19 protein-coding genes and 2 pseudogenes are annotated in these 22,309 nt (G+C 65.6%); 8 read left to right on the plus strand and 13 right to left on the minus strand.

Annotation, left to right across the window (positions count from 1 at the left end):
- The first annotated feature begins 194 nt into the window (after positions 1-194).
- From ABNX08_RS18205 to ABNX08_RS18225, 5 genes are all read left to right on the plus strand, one after another.
- A complete protein-coding gene (locus ABNX08_RS18205; protein ID WP_349606326.1) occupies positions 195-1,316 on the plus strand; it encodes a Re/Si-specific NAD(P)(+) transhydrogenase subunit alpha in 1,122 nt (373 codons plus the stop codon).
- A gap of 60 nt (positions 1,317-1,376) precedes the next feature.
- Entirely contained in the window at positions 1,377-1,739 is a 363-nt protein-coding gene (gene panD, locus ABNX08_RS18210) for an aspartate 1-decarboxylase (RefSeq protein WP_012353832.1), read from the plus strand.
- 173 nt (positions 1,740-1,912) lie between these two features.
- Positions 1,913-2,254, plus strand: coding sequence for an NAD(P) transhydrogenase subunit alpha (locus ABNX08_RS18215; protein WP_022536554.1), 342 nt, complete (start codon positions 1,913-1,915; stop codon positions 2,252-2,254).
- Complete coding sequence (locus tag ABNX08_RS18220; protein WP_374063623.1) at positions 2,254-3,729, plus strand: NAD(P)(+) transhydrogenase (Re/Si-specific) subunit beta; 1,476 nt, start codon at positions 2,254-2,256, stop codon at positions 3,727-3,729. The genes ABNX08_RS18215 and ABNX08_RS18220 overlap by 1 nt, the downstream gene beginning before the upstream one ends.
- Before the next feature lie 154 nt (positions 3,730-3,883).
- Complete coding sequence (locus ABNX08_RS18225; protein ID WP_022536556.1) at positions 3,884-4,930, plus strand: two-component system response regulator; 1,047 nt, start codon at positions 3,884-3,886, stop codon at positions 4,928-4,930.
- Between the two features lie 15 nt (positions 4,931-4,945).
- Here ABNX08_RS18225 and ABNX08_RS18230 read toward each other — a convergent pair whose 3' ends face one another.
- The 9 genes from ABNX08_RS18230 to ABNX08_RS18270 all read right to left on the minus strand — a co-directional run bounded on the left by ABNX08_RS18230 (position 4,946) and on the right by ABNX08_RS18270 (position 14,736).
- The gene (locus ABNX08_RS18230) at positions 4,946-6,199 is read right to left on the minus strand and encodes a class I SAM-dependent RNA methyltransferase (RefSeq protein ID WP_349607134.1); all 1,254 of its coding nucleotides are present in this window, start codon (positions 6,197-6,199) and stop codon (positions 4,946-4,948) included.
- 63 nt (positions 6,200-6,262) lie between these two features.
- A complete protein-coding gene (locus tag ABNX08_RS18235; RefSeq protein ID WP_022536558.1) occupies positions 6,263-6,868 on the minus strand; it encodes a 2-hydroxychromene-2-carboxylate isomerase in 606 nt (201 codons plus the stop codon).
- A gap of 35 nt (positions 6,869-6,903) precedes the next feature.
- The gene (locus ABNX08_RS18240; RefSeq protein WP_349607135.1) at positions 6,904-7,326 is read right to left on the minus strand and encodes a CopD family protein; all 423 of its coding nucleotides are present in this window, start codon (positions 7,324-7,326) and stop codon (positions 6,904-6,906) included.
- 59 nt (positions 7,327-7,385) lie between these two features.
- Positions 7,386-8,666, minus strand: coding sequence for a glutamate-5-semialdehyde dehydrogenase (locus tag ABNX08_RS18245; protein ID WP_022536560.1), 1,281 nt, complete (start codon positions 8,664-8,666; stop codon positions 7,386-7,388).
- A gap of 92 nt (positions 8,667-8,758) precedes the next feature.
- Complete coding sequence (holA, locus tag ABNX08_RS18250; RefSeq protein WP_349607136.1) at positions 8,759-9,817, minus strand: DNA polymerase III subunit delta; 1,059 nt, start codon at positions 9,815-9,817, stop codon at positions 8,759-8,761.
- Between the two features lie 7 nt (positions 9,818-9,824).
- On the minus strand, positions 9,825-10,340 hold the full coding sequence (gene lptE / locus ABNX08_RS18255) for an LPS assembly lipoprotein LptE (RefSeq protein ID WP_022536562.1): 516 nt from the start codon (positions 10,338-10,340) through the stop codon (positions 9,825-9,827).
- A 39-nt stretch (positions 10,341-10,379) separates the two neighbouring features.
- Positions 10,380-13,001, minus strand: coding sequence for a leucine--tRNA ligase (gene leuS / locus ABNX08_RS18260; protein ID WP_349607137.1), 2,622 nt, complete (start codon positions 12,999-13,001; stop codon positions 10,380-10,382).
- Between the two features lie 182 nt (positions 13,002-13,183).
- Positions 13,184-13,981: a 4-hydroxy-tetrahydrodipicolinate reductase gene (dapB, locus tag ABNX08_RS18265; protein WP_022536564.1), complete on the minus strand. Its 798-nt coding sequence runs from the start codon at positions 13,979-13,981 to the stop codon at positions 13,184-13,186.
- A gap of 110 nt (positions 13,982-14,091) precedes the next feature.
- On the minus strand, positions 14,092-14,736 hold the full coding sequence (locus ABNX08_RS18270) for an outer membrane protein assembly factor BamE (RefSeq protein WP_022536565.1): 645 nt from the start codon (positions 14,734-14,736) through the stop codon (positions 14,092-14,094).
- Positions 14,737-14,969: 233 nt separating this feature from the next.
- Between ABNX08_RS18270 and fur the strand changes: the two genes are divergently transcribed.
- Complete coding sequence (gene fur / locus ABNX08_RS18275) at positions 14,970-15,401, plus strand: ferric iron uptake transcriptional regulator (protein ID WP_022536566.1); 432 nt, start codon at positions 14,970-14,972, stop codon at positions 15,399-15,401.
- 81 nt (positions 15,402-15,482) lie between these two features.
- Here fur and ABNX08_RS18280 read toward each other — a convergent pair.
- Positions 15,483-15,860 (minus strand): annotated as a pseudogene (locus tag ABNX08_RS18280) (LysR family transcriptional regulator); the annotation flags it as partial.
- A gap of 164 nt (positions 15,861-16,024) precedes the next feature.
- Here ABNX08_RS18280 and ABNX08_RS18285 point away from each other — a divergent pair.
- Positions 16,025-16,957 (plus strand): annotated as a pseudogene (locus tag ABNX08_RS18285) (IS4 family transposase); the annotation flags it as partial.
- A 139-nt stretch (positions 16,958-17,096) separates the two neighbouring features.
- Here ABNX08_RS18285 and ABNX08_RS18290 read toward each other — a convergent pair.
- On the minus strand, positions 17,097-17,915 hold the full coding sequence (locus tag ABNX08_RS18290) for a LysR family transcriptional regulator (protein WP_374063624.1): 819 nt from the start codon (positions 17,913-17,915) through the stop codon (positions 17,097-17,099).
- Between the two features lie 285 nt (positions 17,916-18,200).
- Here ABNX08_RS18290 and ABNX08_RS18295 point away from each other — a divergent pair, with 285 nt between their 5' ends.
- Positions 18,201-18,830, plus strand: coding sequence for a flavin reductase family protein (locus ABNX08_RS18295; protein ID WP_022536568.1), 630 nt, complete (start codon positions 18,201-18,203; stop codon positions 18,828-18,830).
- A gap of 66 nt (positions 18,831-18,896) precedes the next feature.
- Here the strand turns inward: ABNX08_RS18295 and gap are convergent, their stop codons facing one another.
- Positions 18,897-19,895, minus strand: a complete 999-nt coding sequence (gene gap / locus ABNX08_RS18300) for a type I glyceraldehyde-3-phosphate dehydrogenase (RefSeq protein ID WP_022536569.1) — start codon at positions 19,893-19,895, stop codon at positions 18,897-18,899.
- A gap of 84 nt (positions 19,896-19,979) precedes the next feature.
- On the minus strand, positions 19,980-22,013 hold the full coding sequence (tkt, locus tag ABNX08_RS18305) for a transketolase (protein WP_349607138.1): 2,034 nt from the start codon (positions 22,011-22,013) through the stop codon (positions 19,980-19,982).
- Positions 22,014-22,309: the final 296 nt, after the last annotated feature.

A 22,309-nucleotide genomic window follows, 5' to 3' on the forward strand; every position in this document is an offset into this window, starting at 1 on the left:
ATCAGGCACCCTGCGGGCGCCGAAACGCCCGCTTGGCGCCACCCTCAAAACCCGACCGGCCGGTCACCATTGAACGTCAGAATCCTGTAAGCTGCGAAAAAATTGTGCGCTGCGGATGAGCCATTGCGACGCGCAATGGGCCAGACGTCGGCCCGCCCAACCAGATACGACGCCAGCTAAAGGAGAAATTGACGATGTACATCGGCATCCCGCAGGAGACGCGGGCCGGCGAGACTCGTGTCGCCGCCACCCCGGAGACCGTCAAGAAATACGTCGCCCAGGGCCACAAGGTCGTGGTCCAGGCCGGCGCTGGCGTGCGCGCCAGCCAGCCGGACGGCGCGTATGAGGCGGTCGGCGCCACCATCGGCACCGCCGCCGAGGCACTCGGCGCGCAGCTGGTGCTCAAGGTGCGCGCACCCGAAGCGGCCGAACTGGCGCAGATGAAGCCGGGCGCCGTGCTGGTCGGCATGCTCAATCCCTTCGATGCCGAGAACAACGCGCGCATGTCCGCCGCGAACATCACCGCCTTTGCCCTGGAAGCCGCGCCCCGCACCACGCGCGCGCAGAGCATGGACGTGCTGTCGTCGCAGGCCAACATTGCCGGCTACAAGGCCGTGCTGGTGGCCGCGCACCACTACCAGCGCTTCATGCCGATGCTGATGACCGCCGCGGGCACCGTCAAGGCGGCGCGCGTGCTGATCCTCGGCGCCGGCGTGGCTGGCCTGCAGGCCATCGCCACCGCCAAGCGGCTGGGCGCGGTCATCGAAGCCTCCGACGTGCGCCCCGCGGTCAAGGAACAGATCGAATCGCTCGGCGGCAAGTTCCTCGACGTCCCCTTCCTCACCGACGAAGAGCGCGAGATTGCGCAGGGCGTGGGCGGCTATGCGCGCCCGATGCCGCCGGACTGGATGAAGCGCCAGGCCGAACTGGTGCACCAGCGCGCGATCCAGGCCGACATCGTCATCACCACCGCACTGATCCCCGGCCGCAAGGCGCCGGTGCTGCTGCAGGAAGCGACCGTGCAACAGATGAAGCCGGGCTCGGTGGTGGTCGACCTGGCCGCCGCGCAAGGCGGCAACTGCCCGCTGACGGTGGCCGACGAAGTGGTCGAACGCCACGGCGTCGTGCTGGTCGGACACACCAACCTCGCCAGCATGGTCGGGGCGGACGCCTCGGCGCTGTACGCGCGCAACGTGCTGGACTTCCTCAAGCTGGTCATCGACAAGGACGGCCAGTACACGCTGAACCTTGAGGACGACATCGTCGCCGCTTGCCTGATGTGCAGGGACGGCCAGGTCGTGCGAGAGGCGGCGTGATTTCACGGGGCGCCGGGCGCGCCCACCAGCTTTCGCTTTACATATAAGGACGTATCACCCATGCAACGCATCATGCTCCGCGCCAAGCTCCACCGCGTCACCGTGACGCAGGCGGACCTCAACTACGAGGGTTCGTGCGGCATCGACCAGGACCTGCTGGACGCTGCCGACATGAAGGAGTTCGAGAAGATCGAGCTGTACAACGTGAACAACGGCGAGCGCTTCTCCACCTACATCATCAAGGGCGAGCGCGGCAGCGGCGAGATCTCGCTGAATGGCGCCGCGGCGCGCCGTGCGCACCTGGGCGACCAGCTGATCATCTGCACCTACGCGCCGATGACCGACGAGGAAATCGCCACGTACAAGCCCAAGGTCATCCTGGTGAACGAGAAGAACGGCATCAAGGAAATCAAGAAGGTCTGAGGTTTTCTCCCCTCTCCCGCAAGCGGGAGAGGGGGCACGAAATGGGTCATTCAGAGCCAATGATCCTTGGCACCCGCTGACAGCGGGGCGCCATCCTGGTCGTTCGCAATACAGCAATAAGAATTCAGTAAAACGCGCGGCATCCCGGATTCAAAGCAACGGAGGAGAAGTCGATGGAGATGGTGAACCACACGGTGATCAACCTGATCATCTTCGTGCTGGCGATCTACGTGGGTTACCACGTGGTCTGGACGGTCACGCCGGCCCTGCATACACCCCTGATGGCGGTGACCAACGCGATCTCGGCCATCATCATTGTCGGCGCGATGCTCGCCGCGGGCCTGACCGAAGGCGGGGTCGGGCGCGTGATGGGCACGCTGGCGGTGGCACTGGCCGCGGTCAATGTGTTCGGCGGCTTCCTGGTCACCCAGCGCATGCTGGAGATGTTCAAGAAGAAAGAGCCGAAGGCCAAGGCCCCTGAGGCTAAGCAGGCGCTGGCCAGGGAGGGTGCGTGATGACCGGTCTCGTCAGCATGAACCTCGTCACCCTGCTCTACCTGGTGGCCTCGGTCTGCTTTATCCAGGCGCTCAAGGGCCTGTCCCACCCGGCTTCGGCGCGCAAGGGCAATGCCTTCGGCATGATCGGCATGGCGATTGCGGTGGTGACCACGCTGGTCCTGATTATCAAGCTCAAGAATGATTTTCTGGCGGCCGGCACGGCCCAGTCGTCGGTGGGCACGGGCCTCGCGCTGATTTTCGCCGCGCTGGTGGTGGGCGGCGGCATCGGCGCTTACGTAGCCAGGAAGGTCCAGATGACCAAGATGCCGGAACTGGTCGCGGCGATGCACTCGCTGATCGGTCTGGCCGCGGTCTTCATCGCCGTGGCGGCGGTGGCCGAGCCGGCCGCGTTCGGCATCGCGCCGGCGGGCTCGCACCTGATCCCGCTGGGCAACCGCATCGAGCTCTTCATCGGCTGCTTTGTCGGCGCCATCACCTTCTCGGGCTCGGTGATCGCCTTCGGCAAGCTGGCCGGACGCTACAAGTTCCGCCTGTTCCAGGGCGCGCCGGTGGTGTTTGCCGGCCAGCACTGGCTGAACCTGCTGCTGGCGGTGGCGATGGTCGGCTTCGGCATCATCTTCTTCATGTCGCAGGCGTGGCTGCCGTTCCTGATCATGCTGGCGATCGCCTTCGTGCTGGGCGTGACCATCATCATCCCGATCGGCGGCGCCGACATGCCGGTGGTGGTGTCGATGCTGAACTCGTACTCGGGCTGGGCGGCGGCGGGCATCGGCTTCTCGCTGAACAACCCGATGCTGATCATCGCTGGCTCACTGGTAGGTTCCTCCGGCGCGATCCTGTCATACATCATGTGCCGGGCGATGAACCGCTCGTTCTTCAACGTGCTGCTGGGCGGCTTCGGCGGCGACGCGTCGGCTGTGGCAGCCGCCGGCACGCAGGCGCAGCGCAACGTGAAGTCCGGTTCGGCCGACGATGCCGCCTTCCTGATGGGCAACGCCGAAACGGTCATCATCGTGCCGGGCTACGGCCTGGCCGTTGCGCGCGCCCAACACGCGCTCAAGGAACTGACCGAGAAGCTGGCAGAAAAGGGCGTGACCGTGAAATACGCGATCCACCCCGTGGCGGGCCGCATGCCGGGCCATATGAACGTGCTGCTGGCCGAGGCCGAGGTGCCGTACGATCAGGTCTTCGAGATGGAAGACATCAACAGCGAGTTCGGCCAGGCCGACGTGGTGCTGGTGCTGGGCGCCAACGACGTGGTCAACCCGGCGGCCAAGAACGACCCCAAGTCACCGATCGCCGGCATGCCGATCCTGGAGGCGTACAAGGCCAAGACCATCATCGTCAACAAGCGCTCGATGGCGGCCGGCTATGCCGGGCTGGACAACGAGCTGTTCTACATGGACAAGACCATGATGGTGTTCGGCGACGCCAAGAAGGTGGTCGAGGACATGTTCAAGGCGGTCGACTGAGACCGCCCCGCCCGCGGGCGCCGGGGGCCTCCCCGGCCGCCTGCGGCGCCGTGCCTTGCAAGGCAGCCACGGCGCGCTATACTGGCCTGCGAATGCGCACTCAGGCTTGCCGTTTGCGCCGAACCCTGCCCGCCGGCCCCGAGGCCAACGCACCATGACCTTCAACCCGCACGACAGGAATCTGTCGGTCTTCCATCACCCAGTGCTGACCGTCCTGGTCGATGACAGCAAATCGTTCATCGACAGCCTGGCGTTCCAGATGGATGCCTCGCGCGCGGTCATCACCTTCACCGACCCGCGCGAAGCGCTGCAATGGATCCGGGAGGCGTACGCTACCCGCTTCCCGGGCTTCCTGCCGGTGCGCGTCACCCACGACGACCTGACCTTCCTGACCGAGCGCCGCACGGTGCAGCTCGACATCGACCGCATCTACCGCCAGATCCACGACGTCAACCGCTTCCTGCAACCGGGCGTGATCGTGGTCGACTATTCGATGCCGCAGATGGACGGGCTGGAGTTCTGCCAGGCGTTGCAGGACCTGCCGTGCAAGACCATCCTGCTGACCGGCACCGCGGACGAGAGCATCGCCGTGCAGGGCTTCAACCACGGGCTGATCGACCGCTACGTGAAGAAGCACGACAGCAATATGGTGGAGCGGCTGGACCAGGAAATCGATGCAATGCAGCACGCGTACTTCGCCACGCTGTCGCGCACGCTGCGCGAGCTGCTGACGCGGCATTCGTTCTCGTTCCTGTCCGACCCTGCCATGACCGAGCGCGTGCGCCAGATCACCGCGCGCTATGGCTTTGTCGAGTATTACCTGTACCCCAACCCGGCCGGCATCCTGATGCTGACCGCGCAGGGCCATGCCACGCTGATGGTGATCGAGACCCGCGCGGGACTGATGACCCAGGTGGAATCGGCCGAGGCCTACGACGCCCCAGCCGCGCTGATCGAAGGCCTGCGCGAAGGCCGGCTGGTGCCGTTCTTCTGGCCGGGCAACGGCATGTACACGCCGGCCTGCATCGACTGGGAGCAATATTGCCTGCCAGCCGAGCACTGCGAAGGCAACGAAGAGTTCTTCTACGCACTGTTCGACCTGCCGCGCCACCTGCTGCAGGAGCCGGTGGTCAGCCTGCAAGGCTTCCTGGCCGACCTGGCACGCAACCCTGAGGCGATGACGGGGCGCAAGCGCCCCTGACGGCGGCCCCGCCGCTCAGTCTGCCTGCGGCGCCCGGTTGGCGCCGCGCACCATGTCAAAGCGGAACAGCCGACATTCGATATTGCCGTTGTACAGCGGCGTGCGGCGCGATTCCTTGAGCCGCAGCCGGCGCGGGAAATTCAGGTCGCCGGTAAAGACCCACGCCTGCCAGCCCGCGAAATGCTGCTTGAGCGTGGTGGCGAATGCGCTGGCGAACTGGTTCGCGGCGGCCTCTTCCACCTCGTCGCGCGGCGCCTCTTCCTCCGGCGTGCGGCGCTGCCCGCGCACCGCGATCCGTTCCCCGTACGGCGGGTTCATCAGCAGCAAACCCGGCTCTTCGTAAGGCGGCTGGATAAAGCGCGCGTCGACCTGCTTGGTGCGCGCCTCGCCCGGCAGGCCTGCGCGTTCCCAGTTGGCGCGCGTGATCGCCAGCATGTCGGTGGAGATCTCCGACCCGACCACCTGCAGTTCATCGGCCGAAGCCAGCATGCGTGCGCGCTGCGCGTCGGTCTTGAGCTTCTGCCAGGCCTTGGTGTCGACGCCCTTGAGCCATTCGAAGGCAAAGCTCCGGCTGCCGCCCGGCGCGATGCCCAGCGCTACCTGCGCGGCTTCGATCAGGAACGTGCCGCTGCCGCACATTGGGTCGTAGAACGGCTGGAAGGTCTGGCCCGGCACCCAGCCCGCCAGGCGCAGGATGCCGGCGGCCAGGTTTTCCTTCAGCGGCGCCTCGCCCTTCTCGGTGCGCCAGCCGCGCTTGAATAGCGGCTCGCCGGTGGTGTCCAGGTACAGCGTGCAGTCGCGCTCGGTCAGGTGGGCATAGATGCGCACATCCGGGCTGACGGTGTCGACGCTCGGGCGCGCCCCCAGGCGTTCGCGCATGGCGTCGCAGACGCCGTCCTTGACCCGCAGCGCGGTGAAATTCAGGCTGCGCAGCGGCGACTTGTGCGAGGTGATATCCACGCGCAGCGACTCATCCGGCGAGAACCACTGCTCCCAGCGCACGCCGCGCGCCAGCGTATAGATGTCGTCCTCATGCCGGTAGCCGCGCGCGGCCACCCGCATCAGCACGCGGCTGGCGATGCGCGAATGCAGGTTGACCGCGTAGGCGGCGGCCATCTCGCCCGAGAAGTTGACCCCGCCGGGCACTTCCTGGTGCACCGTGAACGGCGCCAGCGCGGCCATGCCGGGCCGGACGGCAATCTCGCGCAGTTCTTCGGCGAGCGCGCTCTCCAGGCCGCGCGGGCAAGGGGCAAAGAAGGCTTGGGTCATGTGTGGGTTTCCTGCAAACAAAAACGTCCGCCGTAGCGGACGGGACATATCCGATAGCTTAGATCACGCCGCCGCCAGCGCGCGGTCGAGGAAGTCGAGCCGGTCCTGGCCCCAGTGGGCCAGGCCGTCATATACATACCACGGCGCACCGAACACGCCGGCCGAGATCGCATCCTGCGTGTTCTGCGCATAGGCCGCCTGCACAGACTGCGCCTCGCTGGCCTTGAGCAGGCTGGCGCCGTCCAGGCCGGTCTCGCCGGCGATCTGCGCCAGCGTGGCGGCATCGGCGATATTGCGCTGCTGCGCCCACACCGCCGCGCCGATGGCGCCGGTCAGCTGCATCGCACGCGCGGTGCCGTGCGCGAGCTGCGCCGCGATGAGCAGCTTGCTGGCCGCGTCACCCGACACCGGGAAGAAAGTCGGCTGCGGGTGCAGCGGCACGCCGAGGAATTCGCTCCAGCGCGCCAGTTCCACCAGCCGGTAGGCCTGGCGCTGTGGCGGGCGCTGGGCCAGCGGCACGCCGCCCGAAACGGAAAACACCTTGCCCAGGTCGCACGGCTTCAGGTTCACCTGCGCGCCGTGGCGCTCGGCGATGGCCGTGAAGCGGGCATGGCCCAGGTAGACGAACGGCGACTGCGGCGTCAGGTAGTAGTCGACCAGCTTGCTCATCTCAGTCTCGCAACAATGTTTGGCGATGGTCAGGCTCAGAACGGCTTGACCACCACCAGGATCACCACCGCCAGCAGCACCAGCACCGGCAGCTCGTTGAACCAGCGATAAAACTTGTGGGAGCGCGTATTGCGTCCCGCCTCGAACTTGCGCAGCAGCACGCCGCAACCGTGGTGGTAGCCGATCAGCACCAGCACCAGCGCCAGCTTGGCGTGCATCCATCCCTGCCCCGCGCCGCGACCGATGCCGTAGCCCAAGTACAGCCACAGCCCGAACACCAGCGCCGGCACCGCCAGCATGGTCATGAAGCGGAACAGCTTGCGCGCCATCAGCAACAGGCGCTGTATGCTGGCGGCGTCGGTCTCCATCGCCAGGTTGACGAAGATGCGCGGCAGGTAGAACAGGCCGGCGAACCATGAAACGACGAAGACGATATGCAGCGCTTTAACCCAGAGCATCGGGAGGGAGACGTTCGAGAACGGTTGCTATTGTTGTTGGCGCGCGGTACGCACGTAAGTCAGGTGCGGATTTCCCCGTGCCCGAAGACCACGTACTTCAACGACGTCAGCCCTTCCAGCCCGACCGGGCCGCGCGCGTGCAGCTTGTCGTTGGAGATGCCGATCTCCGCGCCCAGGCCATACTCGAAGCCATCGGCAAAGCGCGTCGAGGCGTTGATCATCACGCTGGCGGAGTCGACTTCGCGGATAAAGCGCATGCCCGTCGAGTAGTTCTCGGTGATGATCGAGTCGGTATGGTGCGAGCCGTATTCGTTGATATGGGCGATGGCCTCGTCCAGTCCCGCCACGGTCTTGATGGCGAGGATCGGCGCGAGGTATTCCAGGCGCCAGTCTTCCTCAGCGGCATCGACCAGGCCGGTGAAGCCAGCGGCTTCCAGCGTGGCGCGGGTGGCCGGGCATACGCGCAGTTCGACGCCCTTGTCCTGGTAGATGCGGCACAGCGGCGGCAGCGCGGCGGCAGCGATGTCCTGCGACACCAGCAGCGTCTCCATGGTGTTGCACGGGGCGTAGCGCTGGGTCTTGGCGTTGTCGCAGACGCGCACGGCCTTGTCGAGGTCGGCATCGGCGTCGATATAGACGTGACAGATGCCATCCAGGTGCTTGATCATCGGCACGCGCGCTTCTTCCATCAGGCGCGCGATCAGGCTCTTGCCGCCGCGCGGCACGATCACGTCGACGTACTCGGTCATGGTGATGAGACGGCCGACGGCGGCGCGGTCGGTGGTCCCGATCACCTGCACGGCCTCGGACGGCAGCCCGGCTTCGGCCAGGCCTTCGGCCACCAGCGCGGCCAGCGCGGTGTTCGATTCGATCGCCTCGGAGCCGCCGCGCAGGATGGTGGCGTTGCCCGACTTCAGGCACAGCGCCGCCGCGTCGATGGTCACGTTGGGGCGCGACTCATAGATGATGCCGATCACGCCCAGCGGCACGCGCATCTGGCCGACCTGGATGCCGGTCGGGCGGAACTTCATGTTCGAGATCTCGCCGATCGGGTCGGCCAGCCCGGCGATCTGCTCCAGGCCCGCGGCCATGGTGGCAATCGCCTTGTCCGACAGCGTCAGGCGGTCGACGAAGGCGGCGTCCTGGCCGTTGGCGCGGGCGCGCTCGACATCGCGCGCGTTGACGGCCTTGAGCTTGTCGGCATCGCGGCGGATAGCGGCAGCGATGGTCAGCAGCGCACGGTTCTTGTCCGCCGTGGAGGCACGCGCCATCGCGCGCGACGCCGCGCGGGCCTGGCGGCCGACGCGGTCCATGTATTGGTTGAGGTCGAGCTCGTTCATGTTCGTGGCCTTGGGGATGGCCGTCAGTGTGTGTGTTCCTCCCCTCTCCCGCACGGCGCGAGAGGGGAACAAACCTTCAGGGGAGCAAACCCTCAGCGTGCGATCATCAGCGCCAGCTGCTGCAGGCCGTCCCATGGCTCGGCCGGCAGCGCGCTGCTGCCCGGTGGCGGCAGGTCGGACAGGCCCTTGACCTGCCGGTCCAGCCGCGCGGCCATGGCCAGCGCCGCTTCCAGCCGTGGCTGCGCCAGCCGCTGCGCGGCCTGCGGCACCAGCCGCTCGCGCGGGCCCCAGACGCGCAGCTCGCGCATCAGTACGCCCGCCGGCTTGCCGGCCGCGAGGCCTTGCCGGACCTTGGATAATACGCGAATTTCCTCGGTCAGCGCCCACAGCACCAGCACCGTGGCCTCGCCCTCGCCGCGCAGCCCTTCGAGCATGCGCACCAGGCGCGGCACATCGCCCGAAAGCATCGCCTCGGACAGCTTGAAGACATCGTAGCGGGCCACGTTCAGCACCGCGTCCTGGACCTGGTCGAAGCTCAGTTCGCCTGGCGGGTACAGCAGCCCTAGCTTCTGGATTTCCTGGTGCGCGGCCAGCAGGTTGCCTTCCACCTTGTCGGCGATGAACTGCAGCGCGCGCCGCCCGGGCTCGCCGCCCTCGACGCGCTGCTGCTGCAGCGCCAGCCGCTCGCCGACCCAGGCCGGCAGCCGGGTGCGGTCCACCGTGTCGACCTTGATCGACACGCCGGCGCCCTCGAGCGCCTGAAACCACGCGGACTTGGAAGTGGCGAAATCCAGGCGCGGCAGCGTGACGATGAGCACCACGTCGGGCGACGGCTGTGCCGCCACGGCACGCAGCGCCTCGCCGCCGTCCTTGCCGGGCTTGCCCGAGGGAATGCGCAGCTCGACGATCTTGCGGTCGCCAAACAGCGACATCGACTGCTGCGCCTCGACCAGCTGGCCCCAGTGGAAGCCGCGTTCGGCCGCCAGCACCTCGCGCTCGGAAAAGCCGGCTTCGCGCGCCGCCGCACGCAGGCGGTCGACCGCTTCCAGCACCAGCAGGTGCTCGTCGCCGTACACCACGTACAGCGGCGCCAGGCCCTTGGCCTTGGCCTGCTTCAGGTGTGCGTCGAGCCCGTCGAGCTTGAGTTGCATGCGTTGGTCAGATGGCCTTGACGGCGGCCAGCCGGCGCATCAGCTGCTGCACGATATCGCGTTGCATGTCGCGGTACAGCTGCTGTTCTTCGTAGTCCTTGGCCAGCGTGTTGGCTTCGTTGTAGGTCAGGTCGCGCGTCAGTACCAGCTGCGACGGCGGGATCAGTTCCTTGCCGGCGGCGTCGCGCAGCCGGAAGACGAAGCGCTGTGTCAGGCGGTATTCGCGCACCACGCCTTCGGTCGTAATCGACAGGATCGACTTGGTGCGGCTGTCCTGCAGCACGTCCAGCAGCGCGTCGGCTTCCTTCTGGTCTGCCACCACCTGGGTGTCAGACCCGCCGCGGATGGCGCGACGCAGGTCGGCGCCCATCAGCGAATTGGGTGGAATCCCGATATAGAGCCGCTTGAACGCGAAATCCGCGTTGCCGCGCATGTGGAAGCCGCAGCCGGCCAGCAGGCCCATTGCCGGCACCGCCAGCATTGCCGCGAGCACCTTGCGGCGCCCCATGTTCAGTCGCTTCATTCTTGGCGATTCCTTTCGCGCTTACCGGGCTCCAGGCCCTTACAACACAACGTTGACCAGACGGCCGGGCACGACCACGATCTTCTTGGGCGCCTTGCCTTCGGCAAACTTGGCCACGGTCTCGCTGGCGGCAGCAACCGCCTCGATGGCGGCGCGGTCGGCGTCGGCCGGCACGGTGATGCTGCCGCGCACCTTGCCATTGACCTGCAGCACCAGTTCGATCTCGCTGCGCACCAGCGCGGCTTCGTCGACCTGCGGCCACGGCGCGTCAAGCAGGTCGCCGGCTTCGGCCACGTAGCCCAGCTGCTCCCACAGGCCGTGGGTAATATGCGGCACCACCGGGTACAGCACGCGCAGCAGGATGCCGAAGCACTCGCGGCGCGCGGCCGGCGAAGCGTTCTTGGCGTCGTCCAGCGCGTTCAGCATCTTCATCGTGGCGGAGACCACGGTGTTGTACTGGATGCGCTGGTAGTCGTAGTTGGCCTGCTTGAGCACGCCGTGGATCTCCCGGCGCAGGTCGGCATCGTCGGCCGTCGGCGCGCTGCCGGCACCGTCGCGCAGCGCGGCAGCGTTGGCATAACCGTAGTTCCACACGCGGCGCAGGAAGCGCGATGCGCCCTCCACGCCCGAACCACTCCACTCGAGCTGCTGCTCGGGCGGCGCGGCGAACATCACAAAGAGGCGCGCGGTATCGGCGCCGTACTGGTCGATCAGCGCCTGCGGGTCGATGCCATTGTTCTTGGACTTCGACATCTTCTCGATGCCGCCGATCACCACCGGCTGGCCGTCGGCCTTCAGCGTGGCGCCCAGCGGGCGGCCACGCTCGTCGGTGCGCAGGTCGACCTCGGCGGGGTTGTACCAGTGCTTCTTGCCCGAGGCGTCCTCGCGATAGTAGGTCTCGTTGAGCACCATGCCCTGCGTCAGCAGGTTGGTAAAGGGCTCGTCGAACTTGACCAGGCCCATGTCGCGCATGACCTTGGTCCAGAAGCGCGCGTACAGCAGGTGCAGGATCGCGTGCTCGATGCCGCCGATGTACTGGTCCATCGGCATCCAGTAGTCGTTGCGGGCATCGACCATGGTGGCCGCGTCCGGGCAGGTATAGCGCATGTAGTACCAGCACGAATCGATGAAGGTATCCATCGTGTCGGTCTCGCGGCGCGCCGGCTGGCCGCACGACGGGCAGGCGCACTGCAGGAAGCGCGGATCCTTGGCCAGCGGATTGCCGGTGCCGTCCGGCACCAGGTCTTCGGGCAGCACCACCGGCAGGTCCTGCTCCGGCACCGGCACCACGCCGCAGCTGTCGCAGTGGATCAGCGGGATCGGCGTGCCCCAGTAGCGCTGGCGCGAAATGCCCCAGTCGCGCAGGCGCCAGGTCACCTTCTTCTCGCCCAGGCCCTTGGCGCCCAGGTCGGCGGCGATCGCCTCGACCGCGGCCTGGTAGCCGAGGCCGTCGTACTTGCCGCTATGGATGCAGGTACCGTTTTCCTTGTCGGCGTACCACTCCTGCCAGGCTTCGGTCGAATACGGCTGGCCCTTCACGTCGATGACCTGCCGGATTGGCAGCTTGTACTTGAGCGCGAAAGCAAAGTCGCGCTCGTCGTGCGCCGGCACGCCCATCACGGCGCCGTCACCGTAGCTCATCAGCACGTAGTTGCCGACCCATACGTCGACATTGTCGCCGGTCAGCGGGTGCACGACCTGCAGCCCGGTCGGCATGCCCTTCTTCTCCATGGTCGCCATGTCGGCTTCCATGACCGAGCCGTGCTTGCATTCGTCGATGAAGGCAGCCAGTTCGGGGTTGTTCACGGCAGCGTGCGTGGCCAGCGGGTGCTCGGCAGCGACCGCGCAGAAGGTCACGCCCATGATGGTGTCGGCGCGCGTGGTGAACACGTACAGCTTGCCGTCGTTGATCGGCTTGCCGTCCTCGCCCGGGATGTCATGGGTGAAGGCAAAGCGCACGCCCACGCTCTTGCCGATCCAGTTCTGCTGCATCACCTTGACGCGCTCGGGCCAGCCGAGGCCGTCGAGGTCGCCCAGCAGCTCCTCCGCATAGTCGGTGATGCGCAGGTAGTACATCGGGATCTCGCGCTTTTCCACCACCGCGCCCGAGCGCCAGCCGCGGCCGTCGATGACCTGCTCGTTGGCCAGCACGGTCTGGTCTACCGGATCCCAGTTGACGGTGCCGGTCTTGCGGTAGGCGATGCCCTTTTCCAGCATCTTCAGGAACAGCCACTGGTTCCAGCGGTAATAGTCCGGGCTGCAGGTGGCGACTTCGCGCGACCAGTCGATCGCCAGGCCCATCGACTGCATCTGCTTCTTCATGTAAGCGATGTTGTCGTAGGTCCAGGCCGCCGGTGCCACAGCGTTGTTGAGCGCGGCGTTTTCCGCCGGCATGCCGAAGGCGTCCCAGCCCATCGGCATCAGCACGTTGTTGCCGTTCATGCGCAGGTAGCGCGCCATCACGTCGTTGATGGTGTAGTTGCGCACGTGGCCCATATGCAACTTGCCCGACGGATACGGCAGCATCGAGCAGGCATAGAACTTGGGCTTTTCCTTGCCGTCGGGCCCGGCTGCATGCTCCGACACGCGATAGGCGTCGATGGCTTGCCAGTGCTGCTGGGCGGCTTGTTCAACGGCGGAAGGAAGGTATTTGTCTTGCATGGTCGGGACAACAGTCAGGACAACGTCTGCGCGGCTACTGGCCTGCCGGCATCCGGGGGAATCGTTGGAATGTGGGCAGCGGACGCCAGCTGCGCGGCGCCCGCCAACGTGCAATGCGAAAGCAGTCGATTATAACCGTGGGCGCAGGCCGGCTTGCGGCCCGTGCGCCTCACGGCTGCGCCTTACTTCAGGCCGAGCACGTCCTGCATGTCGAACAGGCCGGTGGGCTTGTCGGCCAGGAAACGGGCGGCGCGCACAGCACCGTCGGCATACGACTGGCGGCTGGACGACTTGTGGCTGATCTCGATGCGCTCGCCGATGCCGGCGAACATCACGGTATGGTCTCCGACGATATCGCCGCCGCGCACGGTGGCAAAGCCGATCGAATTGGGATCGCGCTCGCCGGTATGGCCTTCGCGGGCATAGACGGCGCAGGTCTTCAGGTCGCGCCCGAGCGCATCGGCGATCACTTCGCCCATTTTCAGCGCGGTGCCGGACGGGGCATCGACCTTGAAGCGGTGGTGGGCCTCGATCACCTCGATGTCATAGCCGCTCGACAGCAGCTTGGCCGCCACTTCCAGCAGCTTGAAGGTGGCATTTACGCCCACGCTCATGTTCGCGGCAAAGACGATGCCGACCGACTTCGCGCCCTCGGCCAGCGCGGACTTGCCGGCGTCGTCGAAGCCGGTGGTGCCGATCACCATCTTCACGCCCAGCTTCTTTGCCACTTCCAGGTGCGCCAGCGTGCCTTCGGGACGGGTGAAGTCGATCAGGCAGTCGGCCCCCTTCAGGCAGGCTTCCACGTCGGCGGTGATGGCCACGCCGGTATGGCGGCCCAGCAGCAGGCCCGCGTCCTGGCCCAGCGCCGGCGATCCCGGCACGTCGAGCGCGCCCGCCAGGCTCACGCCCTCGGTGTTCAGCACGTGTTCGATCAGCATGCGGCCCATGCGGCCGGATGCGCCTGCGATGGCGATGTTCATGGTGTCTGGCTCAGCGGAATGTGCGCAATGCGCGGAAAGTGAACGAGCCGGTCATGCCTGACCGGCCCGGAAAACTGGGGCGCGCCGCTGCCGGCGCGCCATGCGGCGGATCAGTTGGCCGGCTTGGCGGCCTCGGCCGGCACGCTGGCCGGTGCCGGGGCGGCGGCTGCCGGTGCGGCAGCTTCAGCCGCCGGAGCCGCTGCCCCCGCGGCCGCTTCCGGCGCCGGCTGCTGTACCTGCCGCGGCACGAAGTTCTCCACCGTGGTCTGCGGCTCGGCCTGGGCGGTCGCCGCGCTGGTGGTGGAGATCTTGCCCGGCGTCTGGTCCTTCAGCGCCTTCTTCATGCCGTCGATTTCGGCGATCAGCTCGTATTCGGAGGGCAGCTCGTCGCCGCCAAACTTGACCAGCCGGTCGCCATCGAAGAACACCGTATAGCGGCGCTGCTGTACCACCGAGGCATTGCCGCGGCGGAACGAAAACACGTAGTCCCAGCGGTTGGCGTGGAACACATCGGTCAGCAGCGGCGTGCCGAGCAGGAACTTGACCTGGTCGCGCGTCATGCCTTCGCGCAACTGCGAGGCGGCTTCGCGCGAGACAAAGTTGCCCTGCACGATATTGATCCGGTACGGCGTGATGGCGTTGGCTACCTTGCGCGAGGTGGAATCGTAGGCCGAGCAGGCGCCGGCCAGCAGGGCCGCGGCCAGCAGGGAAACAACCAGCGTCGGGCGCATGGCGGACGAACGGGTATAACGCATGTATCTCGCTTCCGGGGAGGGAAAGGAAAAGTGCCGCGGGCCGGAACAACGCAGGCGCCAGATGCGCCGGTTGCACCACATGCGCACGGGGCGCCTGCCGCGGCAACCACATGGGAAGGCAACGCTGCCTGGCGCGGGATGCCTGGCTCGGACATCACGGCCGCGGGCGACTTTTGCTGCCAAAACCCTTATGATTCAACTATCGAGACATTGTACTCTAGGGAGTCACGCCCATGCCGAGTCCGGCTGACCTCAAGAACATCGGCCTGAAGGCAACCGTGCCCAGGCTGAAGATTCTTGAAATTTTTCAGACCAGCGAACAGCGGCACCTGAGCGCGGAAGACGTCTACCGTATCCTGCTGAACGAGCATATGGATATCGGCCTGGCCACCGTTTACCGCGTGCTGACGCAGTTCGAGCAGGCTGGCCTGCTGTCGCGCAACAACTTCGAATCGGGAAAGGCGATTTTCGAACTCAACGAAGGCAAGCACCATGACCATCTGGTGTGCCTCGACTGCGGCCGTGTTGAGGAATTCTTCGATTCCGAGATCGAGCACCGCCAGCAAAGCATCGCGCGCGAGCGCGGCTTTACCTTGCAGGAACACGCACTTTCGCTGTACGGCAACTGCACCAAAACAAACTGTCCCCACAGACCCAAACGATAAGCCGGCACGCCCCTCGCGGGAGATGACGGCCATAAAAAAACCGGCGCCTGGCGCCGGTTTTTTTATGGCCACGAGCCCCGCTCAGGGCGCCTGCAGGTCCTGCAGATCCTGCTCGGTCACCACGCGCGCCGGACGTGCCGGCGGCAGGCCGACGAACTCACCCACCACCTGGCGGAACAGGCTGCGCGCCCACACCAGCATCGGGTGGGTATTGCGGCTGCGGTGCCAGAACATGTTCAGGCCCAGTGTTGTGTTCAGCTCCGCTGGCAGATGGAAGGCCTTCAGCCCGTAGGTCTCGCAGGCCATGTCCTTGGTCAGCGCGTTGACCGTGAAGATCATGTCGGTCTGCGCGGCCAACTCGGCCTGGGCGCGCCAGGAATGCACGGTCAGCGTCGCGTTGCGCTTGAGCCCGCGCTGCTGCAGCGCGTAGTCGAGCGGGATCAGCGACGGCGCCGGGCGCCCAATCCACCCAAGATAAGCCGTCAAATAGAATCGCAATTTGCCACGCGCACGCTTGACAGATGACGAGGTTCGAGCGGCCGCCGCCCTGCTTGCGCTGGCTGTTTAGCGCAAGCAGGGCGGCGGCCAATAGAGGATCGTTTCTCGATCTTCGCTTGGCTCTCATGCCCCTGTCCGATCTGTTCGCTACGCTTACCCAATATCTGCACACCAAGGTCTTTCACGATCTTGCCCGTCATCCCGAATATCCAGCCGCATTCACCCGTCAGCGCAAGCTCACCCTGCCCACACTGATCGCGTTCATGCTTGGCAACTTGCGCATGGGCGTTCAAGCCGAACTCGATCAATTCTTCGCCGCGCTCGCCCGCCAAAACACCTTGTGCCGGCGAGTCAGTGAACAAGCCTTCGCCCAGGCTCGCAGCAAACTCAGCGGCGATGTCTTTGCTCACCTCAATGACTGGCTGCTTCAGCAGGTGTCCAACCATTTGCCGCGCTGGCATGGCTTTCGGCTGGTCGCAGCCGACGCCTCGCACCTGCGTTTTGCCATCCGCCACAGCCATCTGCCTCGAGCCGCCACCCGTGATCAACTCGCTTTCGGCCTGTACCTCCCCGGGGCCGAGATGATGCTCGCCGCCTCACTGCACAGCGTGCTCGAGAACGAACGCCAGATCCTGTTCGAGCATCTGGACCGCCTGCAATCCGACGACTTGCTGTTGCTCGACCGCGGCTACCCGGCCCGCTGGCTGGTAGCCGTACTCAACCAACGAAACATCCCTTTCTGCATGCGCGCCGACGGTAGCGGCTTTGCTGCCCTGCGGGACTTCGTCCGCTCCGGCCGCGCCGAGACCGTCGTCACGCTCCCGGCTCCAGCCCGCAATGACGCGCGCGACTATGAATGTGCGTCCGTCCCGCAGACCGTCCGGCTCATCCGGCAGATCTCGCCAGCCGCCAAGGTTCGCGTGCTCATCACCAATCTGCTCGACAGGCACCGCCATCCGGCTGCCACCTTCCGCGATCTCTATCACCAGCGCTGGCGTCTCGAGGAGGCCTTCAAACGCCTCAAACACCGCATGGCACTCGAACACCTGTCCGGCCTCTCACAGTTGGCCGCCAGGCAGGACTTCGGAGCCAAAGTCCTGTGCGATAACCTGCACGCCCTGTGCTGTCTTGCGGCCGCGCAGGAACATGACATTGACTCGGATCATCGGATCAACCGTGCCTACGCCATCACCGCCCTTAAACGTGTCCTGCCTGCACTGCTGCTCGGCCTGCGCTGGGCCAAGGCTGCCCTGAACGAGACCTTGACCTTGATCGCAACACGTCTCCAGCGCGTGCGACCAGATCGCGCCAAGCCCCGTCCACCACGCCACAAGCCTCATCGACATGCCGCTTATAAGGCTTGTTGATGCTGCTTATCTTGGGTGGATTGGCCGGGCGCCCCGCACCACCGGAATGCGCCATGAAGATATGGCCACAATCCAGGTATTGCTCGAGCGTGCAGTGGTTCTTCAGTACTGGATGATTCTTGCGCGCGCAAACCCACAGGTTCAGCGACGTCACCATCTCCTCGACGATTTCCGGATGCCGGGTCGGGAACGGCGAAAATGCCAGGTCGAGCTCATTGGCGCGCATCGAAGCCACGTCGGTTTCCCAGGAATGGGACTCGACCAGCTTGATATGCAGGTCCGGCGCCAGTTGCTTGATGCGCAGCACGAAGCGGTTAAATACGGTATCGCCGAGCTCAGCGGCAAAGCCGATGCTCAGCGTGCCGGTGGCGATGGCCGGATCGAAATTGTCCGCGTCACCCTCGTTAATCGACGACCACAGGTCCAGCATGTCGCGGATCTTGGGGCCCAGCTCGAGCGCGCGCGGCGTCGGCGTAAGGCCGTGCGGAACGCGGATGAAGAGTGGATCGTCAAAGATTTCGCGCAGCCTGCCCAGCGAATGCGACACCGCGGGCGCAGTCATATGCATTTTTTCCGCGACGTAAGTGGCGTTCCGCTTACTCAGCAGCTCGGTGAAGATCACTAAAAGCTTTGTGTCTACGTTCACCATGATCAGGCCCCGGTCAGATTTTTCTTAGCAAAGATGGCCCCACCACTTGCGCTGGCTGCACATCAGATTTCAACGACGTCTTAATAGTGTAAGAGGAAAAAACAAGCTCGGAAAGCAAATTCGGCATTTTCGAAGTGACTGTCGAGGTCATTTTTCTGAAAAATGCGGAAATTTTTAGGGTATTGCCTGCATATAGGTACAATTTCCGGACTCCAGCAACCAATATACGGTGGGGGTATATTGACGATCGGTCTTCCATTTTTATCATTCTTTTCTGACGACATCATGTCCGACCCCGCGCCCGCTCCCGCACATTTCCGCCTTCCCGTCGAACTGCCGAAAGCCTATCGCCTGCTCAATCACGGCCCGACCGTGCTGGTCAGTGCCGCAGCCGGCGGCAAGCGCAATATCATGGCCGCCGCCTGGGCCATGCCGCTGGATTTCTCTCCACCCAAGGTGGCGGTGGTGCTGGACAAGAGCACCTGGACCCGCAAGCTGTTGGAAGAGAGCGGCGAATTCGTGCTGCAGGTGCCTACCGTGAGCCAGGTCGACCTGACCGAGACGCTCGGCTCGAGCTCCGGCCTGGCGCTGATGGAGCAGGATGGTACCGACAAGTTCGACGCTTACGGGCTAGGGACTTTCACTGGCATGACGGTCGGCGCGCCGCTGCTCGAGGGCTGCGCCGCCTGGCTGGAATGCCGGCTGCTGCACGAGCCAGCCACACAGCAGACCTACGACCTGTTCCTCGGCGAGGTCGTCGCCGCACAGGCGGACTCGCGCGTGTTCAGCAACGGGCGCTGGCATTTCGACGGGCATGACGGACTGCGCACCATCCACCACGTGGCCGGCGGCCATTTCCTGGTCGATGGCGCGGCGGTCGATGCGCGGCCGCTGGCGCCCCGCCCGGCCGGCTGATATCCCGCTTGTGCAAAAAGAAAAACGCGCCCGAAGGCGCGTTTTTCATTCCGCAAGACTGCAGGATTACTTGGCCGCGACGCGAACCATTTCCAGCACCTTGTTCGAGTAGCCCCACTCATTGTCGTACCAGCTCACGACCTTGATGAAGGTGCCGTCCAGCGCGATGCCGGCTTCGGCGTCGAAGATCGAGGTGCGGGCATCGCCGCGGAAGTCCGTGGCAACGACCTTGTCTTCGGTGTAGCCGAGCACGCCCTTCAGCGCGCCCTGGCTCTGGGCCTTCATCTCGGCGCAGATTTCTTCGTACGTGGCCGGCTTTTCCAGCTCGACGGTCAGGTCGACCACCGACACGTCCGAGGTCGGCACGCGGAACGACATGCCGGTCAGCTTCTTGTTCAGTTGCGGGATCACCACGCCCACGGCCTTGGCAGCACCCGTCGACGACGGGATGATGTTTTCCAGGATACCGCGGCCGCCGCGCCAGTCCTTGTTGGACGGGCCGTCAACGGTCTTCTGGGTGGCGGTGGCGGCGTGCACGGTGGTCATCAGGCCGCGCTTGATGCCCCACTTGTCGTTCAGCACCTTGGCGACCGGCGCCAGGCAGTTGGTGGTGCAGCTGGCGTTGGAGATGATCGCCTCGCCCTTGTACGTCTCGTGGTTCACGCCGTACACGAACATCGGGGTGTCGTCCTTGGACGGGGCCGACATGATCACCTTCCTGGCGCCCGCGTCGAGGTGCTTCTGCGCGCCTTCCTTGGTCAGGAAGATGCCGGTCGACTCGACCACCACGTCGGCGCCGATCTCGCCCCACTTCAGCTCGGCCGGATCCTTGACCGCGGTCAGGCGGATCTTCTTGCCGTTGACGACCAGGGTGTTGCCGTCGACCGACACTTCGCCGTCAAAGCGGCCGTGCACCGAGTCGTACTTCAGCATGTACGCCAGGTAGTCGGGTTCCAGCAGGTCGTTGATGCCAACGACTTCGATGTCCTTGAAGTTGGCGACGGCGGCGCGGAACACCATGCGTCCAATGCGGCCGAAGCCGTTGATGCCGATCTTGATGGTCATGACTGTCTCTCCTGAGGATCGATTGAAACCGGCGGGCGCCGCACGGGCCGCGCGGCGCACCACGCGGCTCCAGCGCCCGGATGCTTAGATAAGGGTGTCCTTCACCGTTCGGACAACGTTCTCGACGGTAAAGCCGAAGTGCTTGAACAGCACACCGGCCGGGGCCGATTCACCAAAGGTGTCGATGCCCACCACCGCTTGGACCTGGTACTTCCACCAGAAGTCCGTCACTCCCGCCTCGACGGCCACGCGCGGCACGCCGGCCGGCAGCACGCTGGCCTTGTAGGCGCTGTCCTGCTTGTCGAACACGGTGGTAGCCGGGATCGAGACCACGCGCACGTGCACGCCTTCCGCTGCCAGCTGATCGGCGGTGCCGACGGCCAGGCCGACTTCCGAGCCGGTGGCCAGGATCACGGCGTCCGGACGGCCGGTGTCCGGGTTGACGCTGTCGCGCAGCACGTAGCCGCCGCGTGCGATATTGGCGCGGGTGGCCTCGTCGCGGCGCTGGAACGGCAGGTTCTGGCGGCTGAAGATCAGGCAGCTCGGACCGTTCTCGCGGCGGATCGCCTCGGCCCAGGCCACCGCGGTCTCGGTGGTGTCGGCGGTACGCCAGACGTCCATGTTCGGGATCAGGCGCAGGCTGGCGACGTGCTCGATCGACTGGTGGGTCGGGCCGTCTTCGCCGAGGCCGATCGAGTCATGGGTGAAGACGAACAGCGAGCGGATCTTCATCAGCGCCGCCATGCGCAGCGCATTGCGGCTGTAATCCGAGAAAGTCAGGAAGGTCGCACCGTAGGGGATGTAGCCACCATGCAGCGCAATGCCGTTCATGACGGCGCTCATGCCGAACTCGCGCACGCCGTAGTTGATGTGGTTGCCCCAGCCATCGACGCGCACGGGCTTGGTGCCCGACCAGTTGGTCAGGTTCGAGCCGGTCAGGTCGGCCGAGCCGCCGAGGAACTCGGGCAGCACCGGAGCGACGGCTTCGATGGTGTTCTGGCTGGCCTTCCGGGTGGCGATGGTTTCGGCCTTGTCCTCGCACTTGGCGATAAAGGCTTCCACCGCAGCGTCGAACGAACCGGGCAGCTCGCCCTTCATGCGGCGGCGGAATTCGCCGGCTTCATACGGATGGCGCTCGGCGTAGGCATCGAACAGCGCGTTCCAGGCGCGCTCCAGCGCCTGGCCGTTGGCCTTGGCGTCCCAGGCGTCGTAGACGTCGCCCGGCACTTCGAACGGGGCGTGGGCCCAGCCCAGCGCCTCGCGCGTGGCCAGCACTTCGGCGCCGCCCAGCGGGGCGCCGTGCACGTCGTGGCCGCCTTCCTTGTTCGGGGCGCCCTTGCCGATCTTGGTGCGGCAGCAGATCAGGGTCGGCTTGTCGCTGGCCCTGGCCTGCGAGATGGCCATGTCGACGGCGGTCACGTCATGACCGTCGATGCCGCGGATCACGTTCCAGCCGTAGGCTTCGAAACGCTTCGGGGTATCGTCGGCAAACCAGTGCACCACGTCGCCGTCGATCGAGATGCCGTTGTCGTCCCACAGCGCAATTAGCTTATTAAGCTTCAGCGTGCCGGCCAGCGAGCAGGCCTCATGGCTGATGCCTTCCATCAGGCAGCCATCGCCCAGGAAGACATAGGTGTGGTGGTTGACGATGTCGAAGCCGGGGCGGTTGAATTCTTCACCCAGCAGGCGTTCGGCCAGTGCCATGCCGACCGCGTTGGTGATGCCCTGGCCGAGCGGGCCGGTGGTGGTTTCCACGCCCGGGGTGATGCCATATTCCGGGTGGCCGGCGGTCTTGCTGTGCAGCTGGCGGAAGTTCTTCAGCTCTTCGACCGGCAGGTCATAGCCAGTCAGGTGCAGCAGCGCGTAGATCAGCATCGAGCCGTGGCCGTTGGACAGCACGAAGCGGTCGCGGTCGGCCCAATGCGGATTGGTCGGGTTGTGCTTCAGGTGCCGGCCCCACAGCGCCACGGCGATATCTGCCATGCCCATCGGCGCACCGGGGTGGCCGGAATTGGCTTGCTGGACGGCGTCCATGGCAAGCACGCGGATGGCATCGGCCATCAGCTTGGCGGGCTGGGAAGCAAAAGGACTTGTTGCGGGATGGGCAAGGGCGGACATGCGGGCTGGACGGAGACGGTGAGCGGGCGTGGGCCTGACGGCGGGAAAACCGCAATTTTAGCAGAAGCTAGGTGGTTTTCCGGACCGGCCGGCGCGGCTAACGGGTGGGTGGGACGCTCTACCGCCGGTGCCGGCGATGCCGCTCACCTGCCCCAGCCATCCTGTCGGAACTATCCGAGCGTGAACATGCCTGATACTCCACCTATGCAGCGACGCCCCCGCCGCTGCACCGCACTTCGACAGCGCAAGCCCGCACGCGTAAGATGCACACTCGCACCGCGCGGCGCGCCAGCCGC

It is taken from the genome of Cupriavidus sp. DF5525 (assembly GCF_040149425.2).
GTDB classification, from domain to species: Bacteria; Pseudomonadota; Gammaproteobacteria; order Burkholderiales; family Burkholderiaceae; genus Cupriavidus; species Cupriavidus pickettii_A.